The 23,389-nt window shown below is 64.9% G+C and carries 23 protein-coding genes; 9 read left to right on the forward strand and 14 right to left on the reverse strand.

Features of this window, described 5'->3' with window-relative positions; all coding sequences use genetic code 11:
• Positions 1–70: 70 nt before the first annotated feature.
• The gene (locus LRX75_RS19095) at positions 71–241 is read right to left on the reverse strand and encodes a hypothetical protein (protein WP_092932282.1); all 171 of its coding nucleotides are present in this window, start codon (positions 239–241) and stop codon (positions 71–73) included.
• A 148-nt stretch (positions 242–389) separates the two neighbouring features.
• Here LRX75_RS19095 and LRX75_RS19100 point away from each other — a divergent pair, with 148 nt between their 5' ends.
• Positions 390–770, forward strand: a complete 381-nt coding sequence (locus LRX75_RS19100) for a hypothetical protein (protein WP_338110340.1) — start codon at positions 390–392, stop codon at positions 768–770.
• 176 nt (positions 771–946) lie between these two features.
• Here the strand turns inward: LRX75_RS19100 and LRX75_RS19105 are convergent, their stop codons facing one another.
• The 9 genes from LRX75_RS19105 to LRX75_RS19145 all read right to left on the reverse strand — a co-directional run bounded on the left by LRX75_RS19105 (position 947) and on the right by LRX75_RS19145 (position 9,501).
• A complete protein-coding gene (locus LRX75_RS19105; RefSeq protein WP_092932278.1) occupies positions 947–1,291 on the reverse strand; it encodes a RidA family protein in 345 nt (114 codons plus the stop codon).
• Positions 1,292–1,363: 72 nt separating this feature from the next.
• Positions 1,364–2,728 carry a sensor histidine kinase gene (locus LRX75_RS19110; RefSeq protein ID WP_231816245.1) on the reverse strand — a complete coding sequence of 455 codons (1,365 nt, stop codon included), beginning with the start codon at positions 2,726–2,728 and terminating at the stop codon, positions 1,364–1,366.
• The gene (locus LRX75_RS19115) at positions 2,725–3,399 is read right to left on the reverse strand and encodes a response regulator transcription factor (protein ID WP_231816246.1); all 675 of its coding nucleotides are present in this window, start codon (positions 3,397–3,399) and stop codon (positions 2,725–2,727) included. Before LRX75_RS19115 ends, LRX75_RS19110 begins: the two co-directional genes overlap by 4 nt.
• Before the next feature lie 85 nt (positions 3,400–3,484).
• Entirely contained in the window at positions 3,485–3,787 is a 303-nt protein-coding gene (locus LRX75_RS19120) for a PepSY domain-containing protein (RefSeq protein ID WP_231816247.1), read from the reverse strand.
• A gap of 82 nt (positions 3,788–3,869) precedes the next feature.
• Positions 3,870–4,868 carry a dipeptide ABC transporter ATP-binding protein gene (locus LRX75_RS19125; protein WP_231816248.1) on the reverse strand — a complete coding sequence of 333 codons (999 nt, stop codon included), beginning with the start codon at positions 4,866–4,868 and terminating at the stop codon, positions 3,870–3,872.
• Positions 4,865–5,881, reverse strand: a complete 1,017-nt coding sequence (locus tag LRX75_RS19130) for an ABC transporter ATP-binding protein (protein ID WP_231816249.1) — start codon at positions 5,879–5,881, stop codon at positions 4,865–4,867. The genes LRX75_RS19125 and LRX75_RS19130 overlap by 4 nt, the downstream gene beginning before the upstream one ends.
• A complete protein-coding gene (locus LRX75_RS19135) occupies positions 5,881–6,804 on the reverse strand; it encodes an ABC transporter permease subunit (protein ID WP_231816250.1) in 924 nt (307 codons plus the stop codon). Before LRX75_RS19135 ends, LRX75_RS19130 begins: the two co-directional genes overlap by 1 nt.
• Before the next feature lie 12 nt (positions 6,805–6,816).
• A complete protein-coding gene (locus tag LRX75_RS19140; protein ID WP_113149101.1) occupies positions 6,817–7,821 on the reverse strand; it encodes an ABC transporter permease subunit in 1,005 nt (334 codons plus the stop codon).
• 84 nt (positions 7,822–7,905) lie between these two features.
• Complete coding sequence (locus LRX75_RS19145; RefSeq protein WP_231816251.1) at positions 7,906–9,501, reverse strand: ABC transporter substrate-binding protein; 1,596 nt, start codon at positions 9,499–9,501, stop codon at positions 7,906–7,908.
• A 436-nt stretch (positions 9,502–9,937) separates the two neighbouring features.
• Between LRX75_RS19145 and LRX75_RS19150 the strand changes: the two genes are divergently transcribed.
• Positions 9,938–10,657, forward strand: a complete 720-nt coding sequence (locus LRX75_RS19150) for a helix-turn-helix domain-containing protein (RefSeq protein WP_231816252.1) — start codon at positions 9,938–9,940, stop codon at positions 10,655–10,657.
• A gap of 84 nt (positions 10,658–10,741) precedes the next feature.
• Entirely contained in the window at positions 10,742–11,131 is a 390-nt protein-coding gene (locus tag LRX75_RS19155; RefSeq protein ID WP_113149104.1) for a response regulator, read from the forward strand.
• A 70-nt stretch (positions 11,132–11,201) separates the two neighbouring features.
• Here the strand turns inward: LRX75_RS19155 and rirA are convergent, their stop codons facing one another.
• Together rirA and LRX75_RS19165 are read right to left on the reverse strand one after the other, a co-directional pair.
• Entirely contained in the window at positions 11,202–11,681 is a 480-nt protein-coding gene (gene rirA, locus LRX75_RS19160) for an iron-responsive transcriptional regulator RirA (protein ID WP_113149105.1), read from the reverse strand.
• A 176-nt stretch (positions 11,682–11,857) separates the two neighbouring features.
• Positions 11,858–13,354 (reverse strand): CoA-acylating methylmalonate-semialdehyde dehydrogenase, encoded by a 1,497-nt coding sequence (locus tag LRX75_RS19165; RefSeq protein WP_231816253.1) that lies wholly within the window; start codon positions 13,352–13,354, stop codon positions 11,858–11,860.
• 118 nt (positions 13,355–13,472) lie between these two features.
• Here LRX75_RS19165 and LRX75_RS19170 point away from each other — a divergent pair, with 118 nt between their 5' ends.
• Positions 13,473–14,354: a LysR family transcriptional regulator gene (locus LRX75_RS19170; protein WP_231816254.1), complete on the forward strand. Its 882-nt coding sequence runs from the start codon at positions 13,473–13,475 to the stop codon at positions 14,352–14,354.
• A 297-nt stretch (positions 14,355–14,651) separates the two neighbouring features.
• Here the strand turns inward: LRX75_RS19170 and LRX75_RS19175 are convergent, their stop codons facing one another.
• Positions 14,652–16,022 carry a formimidoylglutamate deiminase gene (locus tag LRX75_RS19175; RefSeq protein ID WP_231816287.1) on the reverse strand — a complete coding sequence of 457 codons (1,371 nt, stop codon included), beginning with the start codon at positions 16,020–16,022 and terminating at the stop codon, positions 14,652–14,654.
• A 144-nt stretch (positions 16,023–16,166) separates the two neighbouring features.
• On the opposite strand from LRX75_RS19175, the gene hutI reads away from it, so the two are divergent.
• The 5 genes from hutI to LRX75_RS19200 all read left to right on the forward strand — a co-directional run bounded on the left by hutI (position 16,167) and on the right by LRX75_RS19200 (position 22,091).
• Positions 16,167–17,408, forward strand: coding sequence for an imidazolonepropionase (hutI, locus tag LRX75_RS19180; RefSeq protein ID WP_231816288.1), 1,242 nt, complete (start codon positions 16,167–16,169; stop codon positions 17,406–17,408).
• Positions 17,409–17,447: 39 nt separating this feature from the next.
• Entirely contained in the window at positions 17,448–18,983 is a 1,536-nt protein-coding gene (gene hutH, locus LRX75_RS19185) for a histidine ammonia-lyase (RefSeq protein WP_231816255.1), read from the forward strand.
• A gap of 1 nt (position 18,984) precedes the next feature.
• The gene (hutG, locus tag LRX75_RS19190; protein WP_231816256.1) at positions 18,985–19,788 is read left to right on the forward strand and encodes an N-formylglutamate deformylase; all 804 of its coding nucleotides are present in this window, start codon (positions 18,985–18,987) and stop codon (positions 19,786–19,788) included.
• Positions 19,789–19,800: 12 nt separating this feature from the next.
• Positions 19,801–21,474, forward strand: coding sequence for a urocanate hydratase (gene hutU / locus LRX75_RS19195; RefSeq protein WP_231816257.1), 1,674 nt, complete (start codon positions 19,801–19,803; stop codon positions 21,472–21,474).
• Between the two features lie 62 nt (positions 21,475–21,536).
• Complete coding sequence (locus LRX75_RS19200; RefSeq protein WP_231816258.1) at positions 21,537–22,091, forward strand: HutD/Ves family protein; 555 nt, start codon at positions 21,537–21,539, stop codon at positions 22,089–22,091.
• A gap of 51 nt (positions 22,092–22,142) precedes the next feature.
• On the opposite strand, the gene solA is transcribed toward LRX75_RS19200, so the two are convergent.
• A complete protein-coding gene (gene solA, locus LRX75_RS19205; protein ID WP_231816259.1) occupies positions 22,143–23,327 on the reverse strand; it encodes an N-methyl-L-tryptophan oxidase in 1,185 nt (394 codons plus the stop codon).
• Between the last annotated feature and the right edge of the window lie 62 nt (positions 23,328–23,389).

The following is a 23,389-nucleotide window of genomic DNA, read 5'->3' on the forward strand; positions in this document are numbered from 1 at the left end:
AACGCCATGATCGCCCGTCATTTTCCACCAAAAATGGTGTTTTTCTACAGGTCTTGAGCCGCTGAGTCGCTCAGTATTTTTCCGGCGGAAAGATGCGCAGGGTCAGGGAGAAGAGGCCGAGACCGAGGAGAACGACGAGCAGCGTGTTCGCCACGTCGTCGGATGTAGCGGAGACGACGCCGACGGCGAGTGCGGCGCAGACGAGCAGAATCAGGCCGAGCCTGGGCAGCCAGTAAAGCATGGGAGCGTCCTTCGATGTCTGGAAACGTTAATTCTGGCCTAACAACGGCGCGATTCGGCGAATTGTTCCCAAGCTTTCGCGAGGCTTGTGATCCGGGGCATTTTTGGGGCCGTACGTCTCCGCGAACGAAGAACCGAGAGCCCGCGCCATGCACAGACTGCTTCTCTCCATGTCACTCTCCTTCAGCTTCGGAACGGCGGCATTCGCTGCCGGCATGACCGAGGCCGAGATCCGCGAGAAGATCATCGGACACACGATCTATCTCGAAGCCCCGATGGGTGGCGAGTTTCCGCTGAACTATCGCACGTCGGGTGTGGTCGACGGGGATGGAAAGGCGCTCGGGATCGGCAAGCTGATCCAGCCGAGCGACACCGGCAAATGGTGGATCGCCGACGACAAGCTCTGCCAGCAGTTCAACACCTGGTACAAGGGTGCGAAGATGTGCTTCGACCTGACCGCGACCGGCGCCGACAAGGTGAAGTGGGTGCGCGACAATGGCGAGAGCGGCGTCGCGCGGATCGGGAACTGACGGTACCTTTTTTGACGACCTAAGGGCTTGCCGCGATGGCGACCGGGCGACGATTGTCGCCCGGTGCGTCTTTTTCAGGGCGTGTCCGGTGCATTCCGAACCAGCCAGACTCTCGATCCCGTTGTCATCGTTTGTCTCTTCGGGATAACCGCATTCCACGTTATCCCTGACGAAGTCTAGAGCGCGGCAATGACGATGACTTCGACGAGGTATTCCGGGGTCGCGAGCTTGGCTTCGCCGGTGGCGCGAGCCGGGGTGTTGCCCTGCGGTGCCCATTTGTCCCAGACGGCGTTCATCTTGGGGAAGTCGGCCATGTCGGCCAGCCAGATGGTGGCGTTGAGGATGCGGGTCTTGTCGGTGCCGGCCTGTTCCAGCAGGCGATCGACCGAGGCCAGCGCCTGGCTCGTCTGGGTCGCGACGTCGTCGCCGGCATTGCCGACCTGGCCGGCGAGATAGACGGTGCCGTTGTGAACGACGGCCTGGCTCATGCGCGGGCCGGTCTCGAAGCGTGTGATGTCCATCGTGAAATTCCTCTTGCTCGAATGCGTTGACGCCGAAGCGCAGACGCCCCGGGGCTTACAGGAGAACGGGCTTCAGGAAAACCGTCCGGCGGGAAATTCGAGCCGCACGCGCGTCCCCTCCCCGGGCCGCGAGTCCACCGTCAGCGCGGCATCGTGCAGCTCGGCGATGCGCTCCACGATCTTGAGGCCGACGCCGAGCGCATCCGAACTCTTGATCCGGCCGCCGTCGAGGATGTGGCTCGGGGACCGGCCGAAGCCGGGGCCGTCGTCGGCCACTTCCAGAAGGCCCGTTTGCGCGGTCCGTACCGAGATGCGCGTTCCCTTCGGCGTATGCTTGACCGCGTTCTCGACAAGATTGCTGATGGTGTTTTCGACCAGCGCCGGCACGGCGCGGATCTCGCCGCCGCCCTCCTCCACGAATTCGAGCGTGCGGCCGCTGTTGAAGACGAAGGGCGCGAGCTGGGCGACGACATCGCTCGCCAGCCCCGCCAGCGAGACCGGCTTGAACGAGGCGGCATCGACCACATCGAGCTTGGCAAGCGAGGTCAGCTGCTCCAGCATATGGGTCAGCGCCTCGAGGTCCTTCTCGGCCTTGCGCGCCCGCGGATCGTCGATCCGCTCCAGCTCCATGCGCACGACGGCGACGGGCGTGCGGATTTCGTGGGCTATGGAGGTGGAGAAGATCTTCTGCGCCTGGATGAGATCCGCCACCCGCACCAGCAGACGATTGACCGCATTGGCGAAATTGGCGATCTCCCGCGGCATGCCTTCGGTGGAGAGCGGGCTGAAGGCGGCGCGGGGATCGATGCGGTCCGCCGCCTTGCCGGCTTCGACCACAGGCTTCAGAGCGCGCCGGACGGAGAGAATGGTGGCACCGGCGACGAGGCCGAACATCAGCGGCATGGGGATGATCAGATGGTCGCGCAGCTCGTGCAGCAGCACGCTGGTGACAAAGCCGTGGGGATCGCGCAGGACCGCAAGCTCCACGAACACCTCCTGCGTGCCGAAGCGGAACGAGCGCCCGCCGGCGACGCTGAGCGGCTTGCCCGGCGCGATCTCGCGCTGCCAGAAGGTCGGCGGATTGATCTCGATCGGCAGGAAATGGCGCTGGCAGAGCGCCTCGCAGTTGGAGAAGAGGACTTCGCCGGTGGAGGTGCGGACCCGGACGAAGATGTCACCGTCGGTCTCATTCTCGCGCATCGTATAGCGTTCGGCCGAGGCCGCCGGCATCTGGAAGGAGATGCGGTCCTTGGCGACGACGATGCCTTCGGCCAGCGTCTCCGCCTCCTGACCGATCAGGAAGCCACCCAGATCCGCATCGTTGGACCAGTATTCGGCGAGCACGATGCCGAACTCCAGCATCATGGCGAGCACCGTGAAGGTCACGATGCGCAGCGAGACGATGCCAATCAGCGAGCGATCCCGCACCGGATTCATGGTGCGGCCTGCAGCATGTAGCCGACGCCACGCACGGTGACGAGATCGGCGCCGGCATCGAACGGCAACAGTTTCTTGCGCAGCCGCGACACGGCAAGCTCCAGCGCGTTGGCGGTCATCTCCTCGCCGAATTCCGACAGCGCCAGCTCAAGCTTGCGCTTCTGTACCACCCGGCCGGCATCGCGCATCAGCAATTCGGCCAGAGCCCGCTCGCGCGGCGGCAGCGCGACGATGGTGCCGCTGCAGGAAAGCTCCGCCATGGCGGGGTCATAGCGCAGGTGGCCGCATTCGAGCACCGGCTGCAGCGATGTCGGGCTGCGCCGCAGCATGGCGCGGCAGCGCGCGAGAAACTCGCGGTGGTGGAACGGCTTGACGAGATAATCGTCCGCCCCCGCATCCAGCCCCTCGATCCGCTCCTCGATCGAGCCGCGCGCGGTGATGACGAGGACCGGCAGGTCCCTGTAGGTCTTGCGGATCTGGCGCAGCAGCTCGATCCCGTTACCGTCGGGCAGGCCGAGATCGAGGAGGATGAGGTCGTGCTCGCGCAAGGTCAGCGTCACCGTGGCGTCGGCGATCGTCGTCACGACATCGAGCCGCCAGCCGGCCTCGCGGACGGTTTCGCCCAGTAGCTCGGCGAGCCGGGGACTGTCTTCAACCAGCAGCAGCCGCATGCATCATGTCTCACAGGTTGGAAAGGCGAAGCGGAACACAGGCGGACCGTATCAGCTTTTGCAGCCGACGACAGCGCCTGCCGCATCATCGTTGCGGGTCGTTGCCCATGGAGGCCGCGACGACATCACCGGTCATCGGGTCCATGACAACATCGGCCTGCAGGCGGCGCGCCGTCAGGGCTTCGATTTCGTAGCAGGAGCCGTTGACCTCGACATGACGGACATCGGGATAGCCCGCGGCCACGGCCTTGCGCGAGATCGCCTCGCGGCTCATCCAGTGCGCCTGCGGCTCGCGCGTGCACTCCGCCCTCGGGCCGCCGGCAAGCGCCGTCCCTGCGGGAAGTGCGAGGGGCAGAAGAGGAAGCACAAGACAGAGCAGGCGGCGCATCAGCAATCTCCAGGGCCGGACGCCTGGAGATATGCCGATCTCTTGCCGTCATCCGGCTGTCGGCCGACGCGCGAAATGCGCGTCACGCGGCCGGTGCGGAGGGCGGCGCGTCATCGAGCGGGTGGTAGCAGGCGAAACGATGGTCCACCGGGCCATCGAGCGCGGGCATTTTTTCGCGGCAGAGATCCGTCGCGCGCCAGCAGCGCGGGTTGAACGGACAGCCGCTCGGCGGCTTCAGCGGCGACGGCAGCTCGCCCTGCAACTGGATGCGCTGTCGCTGGCCTTCCGGATTGGCGACCGGGGTGGCCGACAGGAGGGCCGCGGTATAGGGGTGCTGCGGGTTGGTGAACACGCTCTCGGCCGTTCCCGTTTCCACTGGGCGACCGAGATACATGACCATGATGTCGTCGGCGATGTGGCGCACGACGGAGAGGCCGTGGGAGATGAAGAGATAGGCAAGACCCATCTCCTTCTGCAGGTCCATCAACAGGTTCAGCACCTGCGCCTGGATCGACAGATCGAGCGCCGACACCGGCTCGTCCAGCACCAGCACCTTCGGCCGCAGCATCAGCGCGCGCGCGATGGCGATGCGCTGGCGCTGGCCGCCGGAGAACATATGCGGGTAGCGATCGTAATGCTCGGGCCGCAGGCCGACCTTGCGCATCATCTCCTCCACCTTCGCGCGGCGCGTTGCGGCGTCGTCGGCGGTGTTGATCTTCAGCGGCTCTTCCAGCAGGGAGCCGACCTTCTGGCGGGAATTGAGCGAGCCATAGGGATTCTGGAAGACGATCTGCACGAGGCTGCGCAGCGAAGCATCGCCGACGCGGGCCGGCTTGCCGTCGATCAGCAGTTCGCCGCCGCTCGGATCCTCGATCATGGTGACGAGCCGGGCGAGCGTGGACTTGCCGCAGCCGCTTTCGCCGACCACCGCCAGCGTGCGGCCGGAATGCAGCGAGAAGGACACGCCGTTCAAGGCCCGCACGGTCGCCGCCGGTTTGAACATGCCGCGGGAAACGGAATAGAAGCGCTGGAGGTCGTGGCCTTCGAGGACCGGCCTCTGTGCCGTCACGGTCTCGCTCATCGGGTGCCCTCCCCTGCCAGTTCGACGGACATCGTCGGGTGGTTCTGCGGAATGCCTTGGATCAGCGGATAGTTGCACAGCGCGCGGCCGAGCTCCGGGCCCTGGCCGACGACGGAGCGCGAACAGAGATCCGTGGCGAAGGCGCAGCGCGGCGAGAACAGACAGCCCTGCGGGCGATCGTGCTGCCCCGGCACGACGCCGAGAATGGACGGAAGCCGCTCGCCGATCTGCGCGCGTTCGGGCAGCGAGGCCAGAAGAGCCGCGGTGTAGGGGTGATGCGGATCGCGGAAGAGCGCCTTGACCGGCTGCTCCTCGACCTTCTGGCCGGCATACTGCACCTGCACGCGCTCGGCCGTTTCCGCGACCACGCCCATGTCGTGGGTGATCAGCACCAGCGCCATGCCGTTTTCCCTCTGCAGGCGAACGAGCAGGTCGAGGATCTGGGCCTGGATGGTCACGTCGAGTGCCGTGGTCGGCTCGTCGGCAATCAGGAGCTTCGGATTGCAGGAGAGCGCCATGGCGATCATGACGCGCTGGCTCATGCCGCCCGACATCTGGTGCGGGAAGTTCGACAGGCGGTCTTCCGGCGAGGGAATGCCGACCAGCTGCAGGAGTTCGATCGAGCGCGCGCGCCGCGCCGCGCGGTCGAGACCCATGTGGATGCGCAGGCTTTCGCCCAGCTGGAAGCCGACCGTGAAGCACGGATTGAGGCTCGACATCGGTTCTTGGAAGATCATCGCCATGTCCTTGCCGATGATCTTGCGCCGGTTGCGCGGCGAGAGCTTCAAGAGGTCCTGGCCGTTGAAGGCCATGCGGTCGGCGGTGATCTTCGCGGTCCAGGGCAGAAGACCCATGACGGCGAGCATGGAAACCGACTTGCCGGAGCCGCTTTCGCCGACGATCGACAGGATTTCGCCGGTGTCGCAGGTGAGCGAGACGCCATCCACCGCACGGAAGGTGCCGGTGGAGGTCTGGAACTCGACGGTGAGGTTCTGGATATCGAGAAGCGGCATCAGGACCTCTTCAGTTTGGGATCGAGCGCATCGCGCAGGCCGTCACCCATCAGGTTGATGGCGAGCACGGTGATGAGAATGGCAAGGCCGGGAAAGGTCACGACCCACCAGGCGCGCTGGATGAATTCGCGCGCTTCGGCGAGCATCGTGCCCCATTCCGGTGTCGGCGGCTGGGCGCCCATGCCGAGGAAGCCGAGAGCGGCGGCATCCAGAATGGCGGCGGAGAAGGCGAGCGTCGCCTGCACGATCAGCGGCGCCAGACAGTTCGGCAGGATGGTGACGAACATGATGCGCAGCGTGCCGGCGCCGGCGACCTGGCTGCCGATCACATAGTCCTTGTTGCGCTCCGTCATGACGGAGGCGCGGGTCAGGCGCACGAAATGCGGCAGGTTGACGAGCGCGATGGCGATCATGGCGTTGACCAGACCGGGGCCGAGCACGGCGACGAGAACGAGCGCGAGCAGCAACGACGGAAAGGCGAGGATGATATCCATCAGCCGCATGATGATGGTGTCGACCTTGCCACGGAAAAAACCGGCGACGAGGCCGACGAGCACGCCGACGACCACCGACAGGGTGACGACGATGAGGCCGACGAACAGCGAAAAGCGCGCGCCGTACATCAGACGCGTCAGGATATCCCGGCCGACCGGATCGGTGCCGAGAAGATATTCGGCGCGACCGCCTTCGGCAAAGACCGGCGGCAGCAGGAGAACGTCGCGGTTCTGGATGATCGGATCATGCGTGGTCAGCAGCGGCGCGAAGATCGCCATCAGAAGAATGATCACGAAGATGCCGAGACCCAGCACGGCGCCGCGATTGCTGGAAAAGTAGAACCAGAATTCGGCAAAGCCGGAGGGCGGCGCCGACGGGGCGGCGGTGGCCGCTGAGGGGGATACGGATTTGGTTTCGACGGATGACATCGGTCGCGTCTCCTATCGCCGGATGCGGGGATTCGCCCAACCGTAGAGAAGGTCGACGATCAGATTGACGAACATGATCACGAGCGTGATCATCATGAGGCCACCCTGCACGACGGCGTAGTCGCGCTTGAACACGCTATCGACCATCCACTTGCCGATGCCCGGCCAGGAGAAGATGCTTTCGGTCAGGATCGCGCCGCCGAGCAGCACGCCGATCTGCAGACCGATGGTGGTGATGACCGGGATCATGGCATTGCGCAGCGCGTGGACGCCGATGATGCGGAAGGGCGACATGCCCTTGGAGCGGGCGGTGCGGACGTAGTCCTCGGAGAGAACTTCGAGCATGGCCGACCGCGTCTGGCGGGCGATGACGGCGAGCGGAATGGTGGCGAGCACGATCGTCGGCAGGATCATGTGGCTGACGGCGGAGCCGAACGCGCCCTTCTGGCCGGACAGGAGACTGTCGATCAGCATGAAGCCGGTGACGGGCGGGAAGAAATAGAGAAACGAGATACGGCCCGAGACGGGCGTCCAGCCGAGCGTTCCCGAGAAGAAGATGATCAGCAGCAGGCCCCACCAGAAGATCGGCATGGAGTAGCCGACGAGCGCCGTGCCCATGATGGTCTGGTCGAGCCAGGTGCCGCGCTTGACCGCCGCCACCACGCCTGCCGGGATCCCAAGACAGACCGCGAGGATGATGGCACAGATCGCCAGCTCCATGGTCGCCGGAAACAGCGTCATGAAGTCATCGATGACAGGTCGCTTCGAGATGATGGAACGTCCGAAATCACCCTGCAGCAGGCCGAACAGATAGTCGAAATACTGGACGTACATCGGCCGGTCGAGCCCGAGCTCCGCCATGATCTGCGCATGCCGCTCCGGCGCCATGACGCGCTCTCCGGAGAGCAGCATGACGGGATCGCCGGGAAGCAGGCGGATGAAGGAGAAGGCGATGATGGACACCCCGACGAAGGTGGGGACGAGGACGGCGAGCCGCCCGAGAATGAAGCGCAGCATGAGCGTTCCGTAAGATTGCAAAACCGGCGGCCCGAAAACAATCGGACCGCCGGAGACACCGCGGATGCGGCTGGTGTGGCGATATTACTCGGCGATATCAACGCCGTCGAAGCGGTGGATGCCAAGCGGATCCTGAACGAAGCCCGAGACCTTCTTGCTCATCGGCATGAAGACCAGGGAATGGTCGATCGTGTTCCAGGGGGCTTCCTTCTTGAAGACGAGCTGGGCCTGCTGGTAGAGCTTGGTGCGCTCTGCCTGGTCCGGCGTCAGCTTGGCCTTCTTGACGAGATCGTCGAACTCCTTGTTGCACCACTGCGCACGATTGTTGCCGCCGACCGCGGTGCAGCCGAGCAGCGTGTCGAGGAAGTTGTCCGGGTCGCCGTTGTCGCCGGTCCAGCCGAGGATGACCGCGCCGTCGCGGGCCTTGTCGGAGGAGAGCTTCAGGTATTCGGCCCATTCGTAGGACACGATTTCGACCTCGACGCCGATCTTGGCCAGATCGGCCTGCATGAGCTCGGCCGCACGGCGGGCGTTCAGCATGTAGGGACGCGACACGGGCATGGCCCAGATCTTCATCTTGAGGTTGGAGACGCCGGCGTCTCCCAGCATCTTCTTGGCCGCTTCCGGATCGTACTTGTCGTCCTCGACGGCGTCGTTATAGGACCACATCGTCGGCGGGATCGGGTTCTTGGCAACGGTCGCGGCGCCCTGGAAGACGGCGTCGACGATAGCCTGCTTGTTGACGGCCATGTTGAGCGCCTTGCGCACTTCCGGCTTGTCGAAGGGTGCAACCAGCGTGTTGTAGGCGAGGTAGGAGACGTTCAGGCCTTCTTCCTTGAGGACCGTGAGGGTCTCATCCTTCTGCAGTTCGGCCACGTCCGCGGCGTTCGGATACGGCATGATGTGGCATTCGCCGGCCTTCAGCTTCTGCGCGCGCACGGCGGCATCCGTCGTGATGGCGAAGACGAGGTCGTCGATCTTCTGCTTGCCGCCCCAGTAGTCGGGGTTGGCCTTGTAGCGGATGGCCGCGTCGGCCTGATAGGCGACAAAGGTGTAAGGCCCGGTGCCGAGCGGCTGCTGGTTCATCAGCTCCATCTTGCCATCGGCCTGCAGCTTGTCGGCATATTCCTTGGAATAGATGGAGGCGAAGTCCATGCCGAGATTGGCGAGGAAAGGGGCTTCCGACTTGTTGAGAACGAACTTGACGGTGAGGTCGTCGACCTTCTCGATGGACTTGATCAGCTCGGGAAAGCCCATGCCGCTGAAGTATTCGTAGGTCCCGCCGGCGACATACTTGTTCCAGGGATTGTCGGTCTTGTACTGGCGCTCGAACGAGAAGATGACGTCGTCGGCATTCAGCTCGCGGGTCGGCGTGAAGAAGTCGGTGGTCTGGAACTTGACGCCGGGACGCAGCTTGAAGGTATATTCGGTGCCGTCAGCCGACATGTCCCAGCTCTCGGCCAGACCCGGCTCGATTTCCGTGCTGCCTTTCTTGAACTCGACGAGGCGGTTGTAGACCGTGCGCGAGGAGGCATCGAACGTGGTGCCGGCCGTGTAGAGCGCGGAGTCGAAACCTTCGGGCGAGCCCTCGGAGCAATAAACCAGCGTCTTCGACCAGGCACTGCCGGCCATCAGCGTCGCGACAGCCGTCGCCGCGAGAAGAGTAGAGAGCTTTTTCATCACCGTTTTTCCCAGTTTTCTTGTGTTCTCTTGAAACATTCTTATTCGCAAATGATCCGGATCGCAGCCGCAACCGGTCAGACCGGAAAGGAACGACATTTGCCGCGGCAATGCAATAACCAGCTCCATTCTTTTGTCCAGTTGGAAAATTTATCCAAGATATAAGACATCTACGCTATGTCATTCCGGATTTCCGCGTCTGTTCTGCGCGGGCTTTGCGGCACGGGCTTTCGGATCTCTCACGCTTCGGAACGGCTGTCCGGCCGGCCGTCACCGGTTTCCGCTCCGACGGAGAGCGCCCTACCGGCCGGGAGCCTCTTGCCGCGAAAGCGCATTGCGTTTCCGATTTTGCACAGGAACTACCTTTTTTAGGGGAGTTGCCAAGCGCAGAATGCCCGCTAAGCTCGTATTCCGGAGCAGGGAGGGCCTCATCGACGTGGACGCGTTGCTGGACAGTTGCAGACGCTACGACTTCCAGAAGGATCTCGAGAAGGCGTTGAACCGCGTCGATTTCTTCCGGATCTTCCACATGCTGGCGCTCGGTGCCGGGTTCGATCACTTCGGCGTGTTGCAGCTCGGCCAGGAGGCGGAGCCCGCCCTTCTGACCAACCGGCTGGTGCTGCACGACCTTCCGCCCGGGCTGACGGAAGAGTACGACCGGCGCTACCGACTTTCCGAGTGCCTTCTGCTCAAGAGCCTCCACGCCTCCACCGTGCCCTCCGTCTGGTCGGCCTCCCTGGACGACGCGGCGAGCGCGAATGCCGGGACGGATTTTCTCGCGCAGATCGGCTTCGATCTCGTCGCCTGCGTTCCCGTCCACAGCATCGTAGGTACACGCTACGTCGTGTTGTATTTCGGGGATAACGACGACATCGATCGTACCCGCCATGTCGAGCTCTGCTACAACTCGATCACGGCATTCGACTATTTCTACCGCTTCGTGCTGGCGACACGGGCCGGAATGGGGCTGACGGCGCGCGAAACGGAAATTCTCCGGTGGATTTCACATGGAAAGACGGCGAGCGAAATTGCCCTCATCGTCTCGGTTTCCGAACACACGATCAACTCGCACACGGCGACGATCCTGAAGAAACTCGATGTCGTCAATCGGACGCAAATGGTTGCCAAAGCCATTCGGGAACAAATTATCCAATGACCGTATTGGGCGTCGATCGAACGCCCGAACGACATAAAACTGCGATTATTTTAAATATTTAAAGATAATGGAACATTCATACCGATGCCCACACCTGTCCACGTTCTCCTGATCGACGACGAACCCGCCGAGCATGTGATCCTCCGGCGCTTGATGAGCAAGGTTCAGGCCTTTGCCATCCAGCTGCATTACTGCGAGACGATCGAGTCCGCACTCTACCTCATGGATCTAGGCACGCCGGTGTCCATGGTGCTGGTCGATAACCGGCTGCCGCCGCATGGCGATTTCCGCGAGACGGTGCCGCAGATCCGCCAGAAGGGCTTCATCGGCCCGGTCGGCGTGATCTCCGGCTCGCTGGACGACGCCTATTTCCAATCCTTCCAGGAATACGGCGTCGATTTCCGGCTCGACAAGGCCGAACTCGATCCCACCGCCATCGAATTCCTGCTGCAGGAATATCTGGTGAAATCCTGAAACGGAAACGACGCGTCTGCGGGAGACGCGTCGTTCCTCATTCAAGCATATCGACCGGGAAGGCCGTCTTTCAAGCCGCCGTTTGGGGCTGCGCTGCCGGAGCGACGTAGGGAAGCGGGTCGAGGCCGAGCAGGAAGTTGATCTGCGGGCGCGCCTTGACCAGATCGTCGATCGAATACTGGGAGAGCACGTCGAAGAAGGCGTTCAGCGCCTTGCGCAGGGCGGTGTTCAGGCCACAGCTGTCGACCAGCGGGCAATCCACTTCGCCGGCATCGAAGCATTCGGCCATCGAGAAGCTGTCTTCCGTCACCTTGACGACATCGAACAGCGTGATCTGCGAGGCGGGCTTGGGCAGGCGCACGCCGCCATTGCGGCCGCGCACGGTTTCCACGAGGCCGGCCTTGTTCAACGGCTGAAGAATCTTGAACAGGAACAGTTCGGACACGCCATAGGCCCTGGCGATTTCCGGAATGCGGCTCAGATGGCCCTCGTTTGCGGCACAATACATCAGCATGCGAACGGCGTAATTGGTCTGCTTGGTCAGGCGCATTCTTCACTCCGATGCTCGGACGCAGGCGAATCCCAGATCGCCACTCCCTGTCTCGCCCACATATAGAACGCCTGCCAGTTTGGAACAATTCCAAAAAGACGAATTGTCGAGAAAGATGCTCATGAAAAAAGGGCCCCTTGCGACGGCCCTTTCCACGACAGTCGCAAAGACCGGTGTTACTTCATCGTCGGCATGACGAATTCGGCGCCGTCCTTGATGCCGGAAGGCCAGCGGCTGGTGATCGTCTTGGTGCGGGTCCAGAACTTGATCGAATCCGTGCCGTGCTGGTTGAGGTCGCCGAAGGACGAGGACTTCCAGCCGCCAAAGGAGTGGTAGGCGAGCGGAACGGGGATCGGCACGTTGACGCCGACCATGCCGATATTGATGCGCGAGGCGAAGTCGCGGGCCGCATCGCCGTCGCGGGTGTAGATCGCGACGCCGTTGCCGTATTCGTGCTTCATCGGCAGATCGAGCGCTTCCTCGTAGGTCTTGGCGCGGACGACCGAGAGGACGGGGCCGAAGATTTCGGTCTTGTAGATGTCCATGTCCGGCGTGACATTGTCGAACAGGCAGCCGCCGACGAAATAGCCGTCCTCGTAGCCCTGCAGCTTGAAGCCGCGGCCATCGACCACGAGATCGGCGCCGGCTTCCACGCCCTTGTCGATGAGGCCGAGAATTCGGTCGCGCGCTTCCCGGGTCACGACCGGGCCGAGGTCGGCCTTGTCGTCGGTATAGGGGCCGATGCGCAAGCTCTCGACCATGGGCGTCAGCTTCTCGATCAGCCGGTTGGCGGTTTCCTCGCCGACGGGAACGGCAACGGAGATCGCCATGCAGCGCTCGCCGGCCGAGCCGTAGCCGGCGCCCATAAGGGCGTTGGCCGCCTGGTCGAGATCGGCATCCGGCATGATGATCATGTGGTTCTTGGCGCCGCCGAAGCACTGGGCGCGCTTGCCGTTCATCGCCGCCGTGCCATAGACGTAGCGGGCGATCGGCGTGGAGCCGACGAAGGAGACGGCGGAGATGTCGGGATGCGTCAGGATCGCATCGACCGCGCCCTTGTCGCCGTTGACGACGTTGAGGATGCCGGCCGGCAGGCCGGCCTCGATCATCAGTTCGGCCAGGCGGATCGGCACGGAGGGATCGCGCTCCGACGGCTTCAGGATGAAGGCATTGCCGCAGGCGATCGCCGGGGCGAACATCCACATCGGGATCATGCCCGGGAAGTTGAACGGCGTGATGCCCGCACCGATGCCGACCGGCTGGCGGATCGAATACATATCGATGTTCGGGCCGGCACCTTCGGTGAACTCGCTTTTCGACAGATGCGGGATGCCGATGACGAACTCGCAGACCTCGAGGCCGCGGACGATATCGCCCTTGGCGTCATCGATGGTCTTGCCGTGCTCGCGTGAAAGCGTCTCGGCCAGGCTGTCCATGTTGTCGTTCAGTAGCTGGACGAACTTCATGAAGACGCGGGCGCGGCGCTGCGGGTTGGTGGCCGCCCATTTCGGCTGGGCCGCCTTGGCGTTCTCGACGGCTGCCGCCAGTTCGGCGTCGCTGGCCAGCGCCACCTTGCCCTGGATCTCGCCGGTTGCCGGGTTGAAGATGTTGCTCGTGCGTCCGCTCGTGCCGGCAGCCGTCTTGCCGCCGATGAAATGGCCGATCTCGTACATGCTGTCTCCTCCAGATTGTCGTTGCTGTTGGGAGGACGATCGCACTACAGTCTGCACAAATCAACGTGCGAAATTCAGGAACTGTTGTGCGGAAATCGACACAAGACAGGTGGATGCCGTGAACTGGGACGATGTGCGGATGTTTCTCGCGGTCGCCCGAACGGGGCAGATCCTCTCGGCATCCAAGCGGCTGGGCGTCAACCATGCGACGCTCAGCCGGCGGGTGACGGCGCTGGAGGAGGCGCTGAAGACGCGGCTTCTCGTGCGGCGGACCAATGGCTGCGAGTTGACGGCGGAGGGCGAGGTCTTCTTTCACGCCGCCGAGCGGATGGAGACGGAGATGCTGGCGGCGCAGGCGCATGTCGGCCGGGTCGATACCGCGGTCGCCGGCACGGTGCGGATCGGCGCGCCGGACGGTTTCGGCGTCTCCTTCCTCGCGCCGCGCCTCGGGCGGCTGACGGCGCGTTTTCCGGCCCTGCGCATCCAGCTCGTGCCGGTGCCGCGCTCCTTCTCGCTGTCGCAGCGCGAGGCGGATATCGCCATCACGCTCGAGCGTCCCGAGCAGGGGCGGCTCGTCTCGTCCAAGCTGACCGATTACACGCTCGGCATCTACGCGTCCGACGCCTACCTAAAGGAGAACGGCACGCCCGACAGCATCGAGGCGCTGAAGCGGCATCGGCGGATCGGCTATGTCGAGGATCTTCTCTGGACGGCCTCGCTCGATTTCACCGGCGAGGTGATGCGCAACTGGGATGCAGGCTTCGAGATTTCGAGTGCCACGGGGCAGACGGAGGCCGTGCGGTCCGGCGCCGGCATCGGCATCCTCCACAACTATATCGCGCGCCAGCATGGAGAACTCTGCCGCATCCTGCCCGAGGCGACGATCCGGCGGGCCTACTGGACGACCTATCACGAGAGTGCGCGGGACCTGCTGCGCGTGCGGACGGTAGCCGATTTCCTGCAGGAGCTCGTCGCTGCGGAGCATGCGATTTTCGTCTGAGCGATCCCGCATCAGCGGATCATGCGGTGCGTCGCGTCTTCGGACATCCTGGCAATTCCGGCCTTGCCGGCCGGAATTGCCAGACGAACTGCGCACATCATGCACGTCATCCAACATTGTTCTCGAGCTGCGCGTCATGCGCCTCGGTTCTGCATCGAACATGGTAACCATAGCGGCGGAAACGTAAACGGGATCTTAATCGGACCGCCGTCCGGCATGCCGCGCCGCGTGAAAGGTTAATACGGCGTGAACGCGAGGATGTGACTTATGGGGGTATGAGTCACGGATGTCATGCCCTCATGCCGAAAGTTCGCTCATCACACGCCGGAAACGATCCGAGATGCGGTCGCGCGCGTGGTGGCGCCCTGACGTCACCTGCCGCTCGCCGGCGACCCAGACGCTGTCGGGCCGGGTGCCGTTGGCAAACAGCCAGGCATCGAGCACGGCATCGTGGCGTGCGCCGCTGTCGGGCGCGGACAGCGACACGACATCGGCCGGAGCCCCCGCAACCAGACCGAGCGGAGAGGTCGTGCCAAGCGCGACGGCACCCCCGGCCCCCGCAGCATCGAACAGGGCCCGTCCCGTCGATTGCCCGGCCGATGCCATGACGTTGCGCGACCGGTGCAGCAGGCGCTGGGAATATTCGAGCTGGCGCAGCTCGTCGGGCAGGCCGATCAGGATGTTGCTGTCCGAGCCGATGCCGAAGCGGCCGCCGGACGCACCGAAGACCGTGGCGTTGAAGGTGCCGTCGCCAAGATTGGCCTCGGTGATCGGGCAGAGCCCGGCAATGGCGCCGCTCTTTGCCATGCGCACCGTCTCGTCCTCGGTCATGTGTGTGGCATGGATGAGGCACCAGCGTGCGTCGAGACCGACATGATCGAGAAGCCATTCGACCGGGCGGGCGCCGGACCAGGCGAGGCAGTCCTCGACCTCCTTCACCTGCTCGGCAACGTGAATATGGATCGGCCCCTCCCCGGCCATCGCGACCACTGCGGCGATCTCCTGCGGCGTTGCCGCCCGCAGGCTGTGCGGGGCGACGCCGACACGGGACGCCGGCAAGCCGTCCACGGCCGCACGGCACCCTTCGAGCAGGCGGGCGAAGCTGTCCGGCGTATTGATGAAACGCCGCTGGCCATCGCTGGGCGCGGCTCCGCCGAAGGTCGAATGGGCATAGAACACCGGCAGAAGCGTCAGGCCGATCCCGGTTTCGGATGCGGCAGCGGCGATGCGGACCGCCATCTCGGCGATATCGGCATAGGGTCCGCCGTCGATCGCGTGATGCAGATAGTGAAACTCGCCGACGCGGGAAAATCCCTGTTCGAGCATTTCCATGTAGAGCTGGGCCGCCACCGCCTCCACCTGCTGGGGCGTCATCGTCAGGGCGAAGCGATACATGACGGTGCGCCAGCTCCAGAAGCTGTCGGCACCGGGGCCGCGCACTTCGGCGAGCCCCGCCATGCCGCGCTGGAAGGCGTGGCTGTGCAGGTTCGGCATGCCGGGAACGACCACGGCATGACGTTCCTCGCCGGCCCGAGGCTGCGCATCGGCCTCGACGGATGCGATGCGCCCATTGGCAAGCGAGATCCGGATATTGTCGTGCCAGCCGTCCGGAAGGAGCGCCGATGCCGCGAAGATCGTGTCCGTCTTTCCGCCCGCCTGCGCCGCCATTGCCTGTCCCGTCCCTGCCTGGCTTTCCATCGTCCTGCTCCCGATCCCGGCCGCGCCGCAGCTTCAGAATGAGGCTTGCGCTCCGTTTTCATTTGTATATACATAATGACGAGCGAAGGAAAGGCGGGAAAAGCGATGTCTTCCATGAAGTCCCCATCGGCGGCGTCGGGCGCCTCGGCCTGCGACACGCTCTGGCTCAACGCCCGGCTCGCCACGCTCGACCCCGCCCTGCCGGACCTCGGCCTCGTCGAACAGGGTGCGATCGCCGTTTCGGATGGCCGGATCGTCTATGCCGGGCCGGAAGCGGATCTTCCCTTTCCGCGCGAGGCCGCCGGACGTGTGGTCGATTGCGGCGGGCGGCTGATCACGCCGGGACTGATCGATTGCCACACGCACCTCGTCCATGCCGGCGACCGGGCGAACGAATTCGAGATGCGGCTGGCCGGTGCGACCTACGAAGAGGTCGCGCGCGCCGGCGGCGGCATCGTGTCCTCCGTGCGGTCGCTGCGGGCGGCAAGCGAAGACGACCTCGTCGCGCAGTCTCTTCCCCGCCTCGATGCGTTGATGGCCGAGGGTGTGACGACCGTCGAGATCAAGTCCGGCTACGGGCTCGACCTTCTTCATGAACGCAAGACACTGCGCGCCGCGCGCCGGCTCGGCGAACTGCGCGACGTCACCGTGCGCACGACCTTTCTCGGCGCCCATGCGCTGCCGCCGGAGTTCAAGGGCGACAGCACGGGCTATATCGCCAAGGTGGCCGACGAGATGCTGCCCGCGCTTGCCGCGGAAGGCCTTGCGGACGCGGTGGACGGGTTCTGCGAGGGCATCGCCTTTTCGCCCACCGAGATGCGGCGCGTGTTCGATGCGGCGAAAGCCCATGGGCTGCCCGTGAAGCTGCATGCCGACCAGCTCTCCAACCTGCAGGGTGCGGCCCTTGCCGCCGAATATGGCGCGCTGTCGGCCGATCATCTGGAATATACCGATGCGGAAGGCGCGCAGGCGATGGCGGCGAGCGGCACCGTCGCCGTCATCCTTCCCGGCGCTTTCTACTTCATCCGCGAAACGAAGAAGCCGCCGATCGACCTCTTCCGGCAGGCCGGCGTGTCGATGGCCATCGCCACCGACAACAATCCCGGCACATCGCCGCTGACCTCTCTGCTTCTCACCATGAACATGGCCGCGACCCTCTTCGGCATGACCGTGACCGAGTGCCTTGCCGGGGTGACGCGGGAGGCCGCCCGCGCGCTCGGCCTCGTCGACGAGGTGGGAACGCTGCAGGCCGGCAAGCGGGCCGATCTCGCCATCTGGTCGGTGGCCCGCCCCGCCGAACTCGTCTACCGCATGGGGTTCAACCCGCTCCATGCCCGCATCCGCAACGGACACTGATCGCGCGGGCCAGGCCCGCCAGACTCTTAGGACTTCGCCATGACGCTTGTTCTGCAGCCGGGCTCCGTGCCCCTTTCCACCCTCGAAACGCTCTACTGGACCGGCGAGCCCGCCCGGCTCGATCCCGCCTTCGACGCCGGCATCGACAAGGCCGCGGCGCGCATTGCCGAGATCGCCGGCGGCAATGCGCCGGTCTACGGCATCAACACCGGCTTCGGGAAACTGGCGAGCATCCGCATCGACGCCGCCGATGTCGCGACGCTCCAGCGCAACCTCATCCTGTCGCATTGCTGCGGCGTCGGCGAACCGCTGGCCGACAACATCGTCCGGCTGATCATGGCGCTGAAGCTCGTCTCGCTCGGCCGCGGCGCCTCCGGCGTGCGGCTGGCGCTGGTGCGGCTGATCGAGGCCATGCTGGAACGGGGCGTCATTCCCGTCATTCCGGAAAAAGGCTCCGTCGGCGCATCCGGCGATCTCGCGCCGCTCGCCCACATGGCGGCCGTCATGATGGGCGAAGGCGAAGCCTTCTTCGAGGGCGCACGGCTCGACGGGCGCACCGCGCTGGAGCGGGCAGGTCTCGCCCCCGTCATTCTCGCGGCCAAGGAGGGGCTGGCACTGATCAACGGCACGCAGGTTTCGACAGCGCTGGCGCTGGCCGGTCTCTTCCGCGCGCATCGCGCCGCGCAAGCCGCGCTGGTGACCGGCGCGCTCTCGACCGATGCGGCCATGGGATCCTCCGCCCCGTTCCATCCCGATATCCACACCCTGCGCGGCCATCGCGGCCAGATCGATGCGGCGGCCGCCCTTCGCGGGCTGCTTGCGGGCTCGGTGATCCGCGAGAGCCATATGGAAGGCGACGAGCGCGTGCAGGACCCCTATTGCATCCGCTGCCAGCCGCAGGTGGACGGCGCCTGCCTCGACCTGTTGCGCTCCGTCGCCTGCACGCTGGAGATCGAAGCCAATGCGGTGACCGACAATCCGCTGGTGCTCTCCGACAATTCCGTCGTCTCCGGCGGCAATTTCCATGCCGAGCCCGTGGCGTTCGCCGCCGACCAGATCGCGCTGGCGGTCTGCGAGATCGGGGCCATCGCCCAGCGGCGCATCGCGCTTCTGGTCGATCCCGCCCTCTCCTATGGCCTGCCCGCCTTCCTTGCGAAAACGCCGGGGCTGAACTCCGGGCTGATGATCGCCGAGGTGACGTCGGCCGCGCTGATGAGCGAGAACAAGCAGATGTCGCACCCGGCCTCGGTCGATTCGACGCCGACCTCGGCCAATCAGGAAGACCACGTCTCCATGGCCTGCCACGGAGCGCGGCGGCTCCTGCAGATGACCGAAAACCTCTTCTCCATCATCGGCATCGAGGCGCTGACGGCGGCGCAGGGCATCGATTTTCGCGCGCCGCTGGTGTCGAGCCCGGAGCTGTCCAACGTCATCGCCGCCATCCGCACCGTGGTGCCGACGCTCGAGACCGACCGCTACATGGCGACCGACCTCAAGGCCGCGCGCGACATCGTCGCCGATGGCCGGCTGACCGCAGCGGTTAACCCCGGCATCCTGCCGGTTCTGGAGGTCTGACATGGCGGTTTTCGAAATCCGGCAAGGCACCTCCCCCGTCATCCTCGCCTTCCCGCATACGGGGACGGACGTGCCGCCCGACATCGCCGAGCGGCTGAACGACAATGGCCGTATCCTTGCCGACACGGACTGGCATATCCACACGCTCTATGACGGGCTGCTGGCAGATGCGACCACCGTGCGCGCCACCTTCCACCGCTATGTGATCGACGCCAACCGCGATCCGGAGGGTGGCAGCCTCTATCCCGGGCAGAACACCACGGGGCTGGTGCCGGAGACGGATTTCGACGGCGTGCCGATCTGGAGGCAAGGTGCCGCGCCGACGGCCGGAGACATTTCGGCGCGTCTGCAGGCCTTCCACCAGCCTTATCATGCCGCGCTTGCCGCCGCGATCGCGCGGGTAAAGGCGCTGCATGGTGTCGCCATTCTCTACGATTGCCATTCGATCCGCTCGCACATTCCCTTCCTGTTCGAGGGCAAGCTGCCGGACTTCAACATCGGTACGGACAATGGCCGGACCTGCGCGCCCGAGATCGAGGCGGCAGCCGTGACCGTCGCCGCCGCAGCCGCCGGCCATGACAGCGTGCTCAACGGCCGCTTCAAGGGCGGGTGGACCACGCGGCACTACGGACGACCCGGCGAGGGCGTGCACGCCATTCAAATGGAGCTGGCGCAATCCACGCACCTGGCGACAGAAGCGCCGCCCTTCGCCTATGATCCGGCCAAGGCCGAGCCGCTTCGTCGCCATCTCAAGGACATTCTCGAGCGCATCGCGACGATCGCGCCCACGCTCGCACACTCATAAAAGGGGAAACCGATGACCAATCCGCGCCACAATATTCGCGAGATCCGTGCTGCCCGCGGCACCGAGCTGACCGCGAAATCCTGGATGACCGAAGCGCCGCTGCGCATGCTGATGAACAATCTCGACCCCGAGGTCGCGGAGAACCCGCACGAGCTGGTGGTCTATGGCGGTATCGGCCGGGCAGCGCGCACCTGGGCGGATTTCGACAGGATCGTCGCCTCGCTGCGCGATCTGGAGGAAGACGAGACGCTGATGGTGCAGTCCGGCAAGCCGGTCGGCATCTTCCGCACCCACAAGGACGCGCCGCGCGTGCTCATCGCCAACTCCAACCTCGTTCCGCACTGGGCGACATGGGATCACTTCAACGAGCTCGATAAGAAGGGCCTGGCCATGTACGGCCAGATGACCGCGGGATCGTGGATCTATATCGGCAGCCAGGGCATCGTGCAGGGCACCTACGAAACCTTCGTGGAGGCCGGGCGGCAGCATTACGACGGCAACCTCACCGGCCGCTGGGTGCTCACGGGCGGGCTTGGCGGCATGGGCGGCGCGCAACCGCTCGCCGCCGTCATGGCCGGCGCCTGCTGCCTTGCGGTCGAGTGCAACCCCGACAGCATCGATTTCCGCATCCGCACCCGCTATGTCGATGCGCGGGCGGAAACGCTGGACGAGGCGATGGAGATGATCGAACGCTGGACGGCCGCCGGCGAGGCGAAATCCGTCGGCCTGCTCGGCAATGCCGCCGACATCTTCCCCGAAATGGTTCGCCGCGGTATCCGGCCCGACATGGTCACCGACCAGACCTCGGCGCACGATCCGATCAATGGCTACCTGCCGAAGGGCTGGACGATGGCCGAATGGCGCCAGAAGCGCGAAAGCGACCCGAAGGCCGTGGAAAAGGCCGCCCGCGCCTCGATGCGCGATCATGTGGAAGCCATGCTCGCCTTCCAGCAGGCCGGCATTCCCACCTTCGACTACGGCAACAATATCCGTCAGGTCGCCAAGGACGAGGGGCTGGAGAACGCCTTCGACTTCCCGGGCTTCGTGCCGGCCTATATCCGCCCGCTCTTCTGCCGCGGTATCGGCCCGTTCCGCTGGGCGGCGCTCTCCGGCGATCCGGAGGACATCCGCAAGACCGACGCGAAGGTGAAGGAACTGCTGCCCGACAACAAGCACCTGCACAACTGGCTGGACATGGCCGGCGAACGGATCGCCTTCCAGGGCCTGCCGGCGCGCATTTGCTGGGTGGGCCTGGGCGATCGCCACCGGTTGGGCCTCGCCTTCAACGAGATGGTGCGCACCGGCGAGCTCGCAGCACCGATCGTGATCGGCCGCGACCATCTCGACAGCGGCTCCGTCGCCTCGCCGAACCGCGAGACCGAAGCCATGAAGGACGGCTCCGACGCCGTGTCGGACTGGCCGCTGCTCAACGCGCTGCTCAACACCGCCTCGGGCGCGACCTGGGTATCGCTGCATCACGGCGGCGGCGTCGGCATGGGCTTCTCCCAGCATTCGGGCGTCGTCATCTGCTGCGACGGCTCCGAGGATGCCGACCGCCGCATCGAACGCGTGTTGTGGAACGACCCGGCGACCGGCGTCATGCGCCATGCGGACGCCGGCTACGACATCGCGCTCAATTGCGCCCGCGACAAGGGCCTGCGCCTGCCGGGAATTCTCGGCAACTGACAGCGGAAACGGCAGGCGTTCGCGCCTGCCGCAGCTCCCGGTTCCATCTGTCGGAGATAAGCATGACGGTCCTTCGCAACAGCGACCACCGCCGCATGCCGTGGAAGAACGGCGGCGGCGAGACGGTGGAGATCGCCGTCTTTCCGGCGGATGCTTCCATAGAGACGTTCGGCTGGCGGATCAGCATGGCCTCGGTCCAGACGGACGGCCCGTTCTCCGTCTTTCCGGGCGTGGACCGGACGCTGTCGATCCTCGACGGTCACGGCATGGTGCTCGACATATCAGGCCGCGCACCAGTGACGCTCACGGCGGACGATGCGCCGCATGCGTTTCCTGCCGACGCCGCGACAGAGGCGACACTGGTGGATGGCGCGATCACCGATCTCAACATCATGACCCGCCGCGGAGCCTTCGCGCATGCGGTCGAACGGCGCATGGTCGACGGGACAACGGAGGTGAAACGGCAGGGCGGGACGCTGATGCTGCTATCGCTCGGCGATGTCCAGGTGGGTCCTGTGCGGCTCGCCCGTCTCGATGCCATGCGGCTGGACGGCGACGTCAAGGTTCGGGCCGATGAGCCGGTAACCGTCTATCTCATCCGGATCGATGCAGTTTAAGCAGCGACACTCCGCTCCACGCCCTCCCGTTTCGCGCGCCGAGCTTGGTCCCTAGAGAGTCGGATTTTCGAGATCCGCGCTCGCGCCCTTTGCGGTGATGAAACGATCCATGGCGGCAAACGAAAACGCGTCGATCGGCAGCCGCGTGCCGCCCTCCAGCGCGAGATCGGCCAGGATTTCGCCGACGACGCTCGTGAACTTGAAACCGTGGCCGGAACAGGGTGAGGCGACGACGATGCGCGGGTCGGACGGCAGCAGATCGATCAGGAAATCCTCGCTCGGCAGCATGGTGTAGCGGCAGGTCGTCGCGCGCACCCGCATGCCGGCGGCCGTCGGCAGGCGGTGGCGGACGAAGGCATCGAGCAGGTCCGTATCGCGCGTGTTGACCGGCGGATTGGGCGCATGCGGGTCGATCGGCTCCATGAAATGCGCGTGACGCCCGACCTTGATCCCATCGACGCCGATGGCCGGGAAGCCGAAATAGGACCCTTCCTCGCCCTCGTCGCGGATGAAGGCCGGCATGCGCTGCGGGGTGGCGATGAAGCCGTCCGTCGGCTGGTACCAGGCCACCACCTGCTTGATGGGCACGGCCTTGCCGGCGAGATCGGGCACGAGGTCCGCGATCCAGGAGCCGGTGGCGACGATGACCTTGCAGGCACTGTACCGGCTGGTGGCGGTTTCGATCGCGATGCCATCGGCCTCACGGTGGATCGCGGTGACCTTCTCTCCGAAATGCAGCGCCGCACCGTCGGTCGCGGCGAGCTTCACATAGCCCATGACGGCGGCTTCCGGCCGGAGATAGCCGCCCTGCGGATCGAGCACGGCGATCTCGTCGTCATCGATGGCGAAGGCGGGATGACGCAGGCGCAGGGCCTTCGCGTCGATCGTCTCCGACGCCAGCCCGTGCATCTCGCTGCTCTTGCGGGTGCCGCTGACGATCTTGCTGTCCGGCAAGCCGATCTGCAGCACGCCGGTGATGGTCAGGATGTCCTCGCGCAGCCGGCTTTCCATCGCCCGCCAGTTGGCATAGGCGCGCTGCAGCAGCGGCACATAGGACGGATCTTCGAAATAGCCGAGGCGAATGAGGCGGCTGTCGCCATGGGACGAGCCGAGCCCGTGAGCGGGATAGTGAGCATCGAAGCCGATGACCGACACGCCACGGGCGGCCAGATGCGCCGCCGCCGCGCTGCCCATGGCACCGAGACCGAGAATGGCGACATCGAAGCGGGCGGTCATGGTGCATCCTTCTCAACATCGGGGCCGTCTCCGGCGCCTGCAGACGGGATAAACCATATCCT

Source organism: Rhizobium quercicola (assembly GCF_021168455.1).
Taxonomy (GTDB): domain Bacteria; phylum Pseudomonadota; class Alphaproteobacteria; order Rhizobiales; family Rhizobiaceae; genus Ferranicluibacter; species Ferranicluibacter quercicola.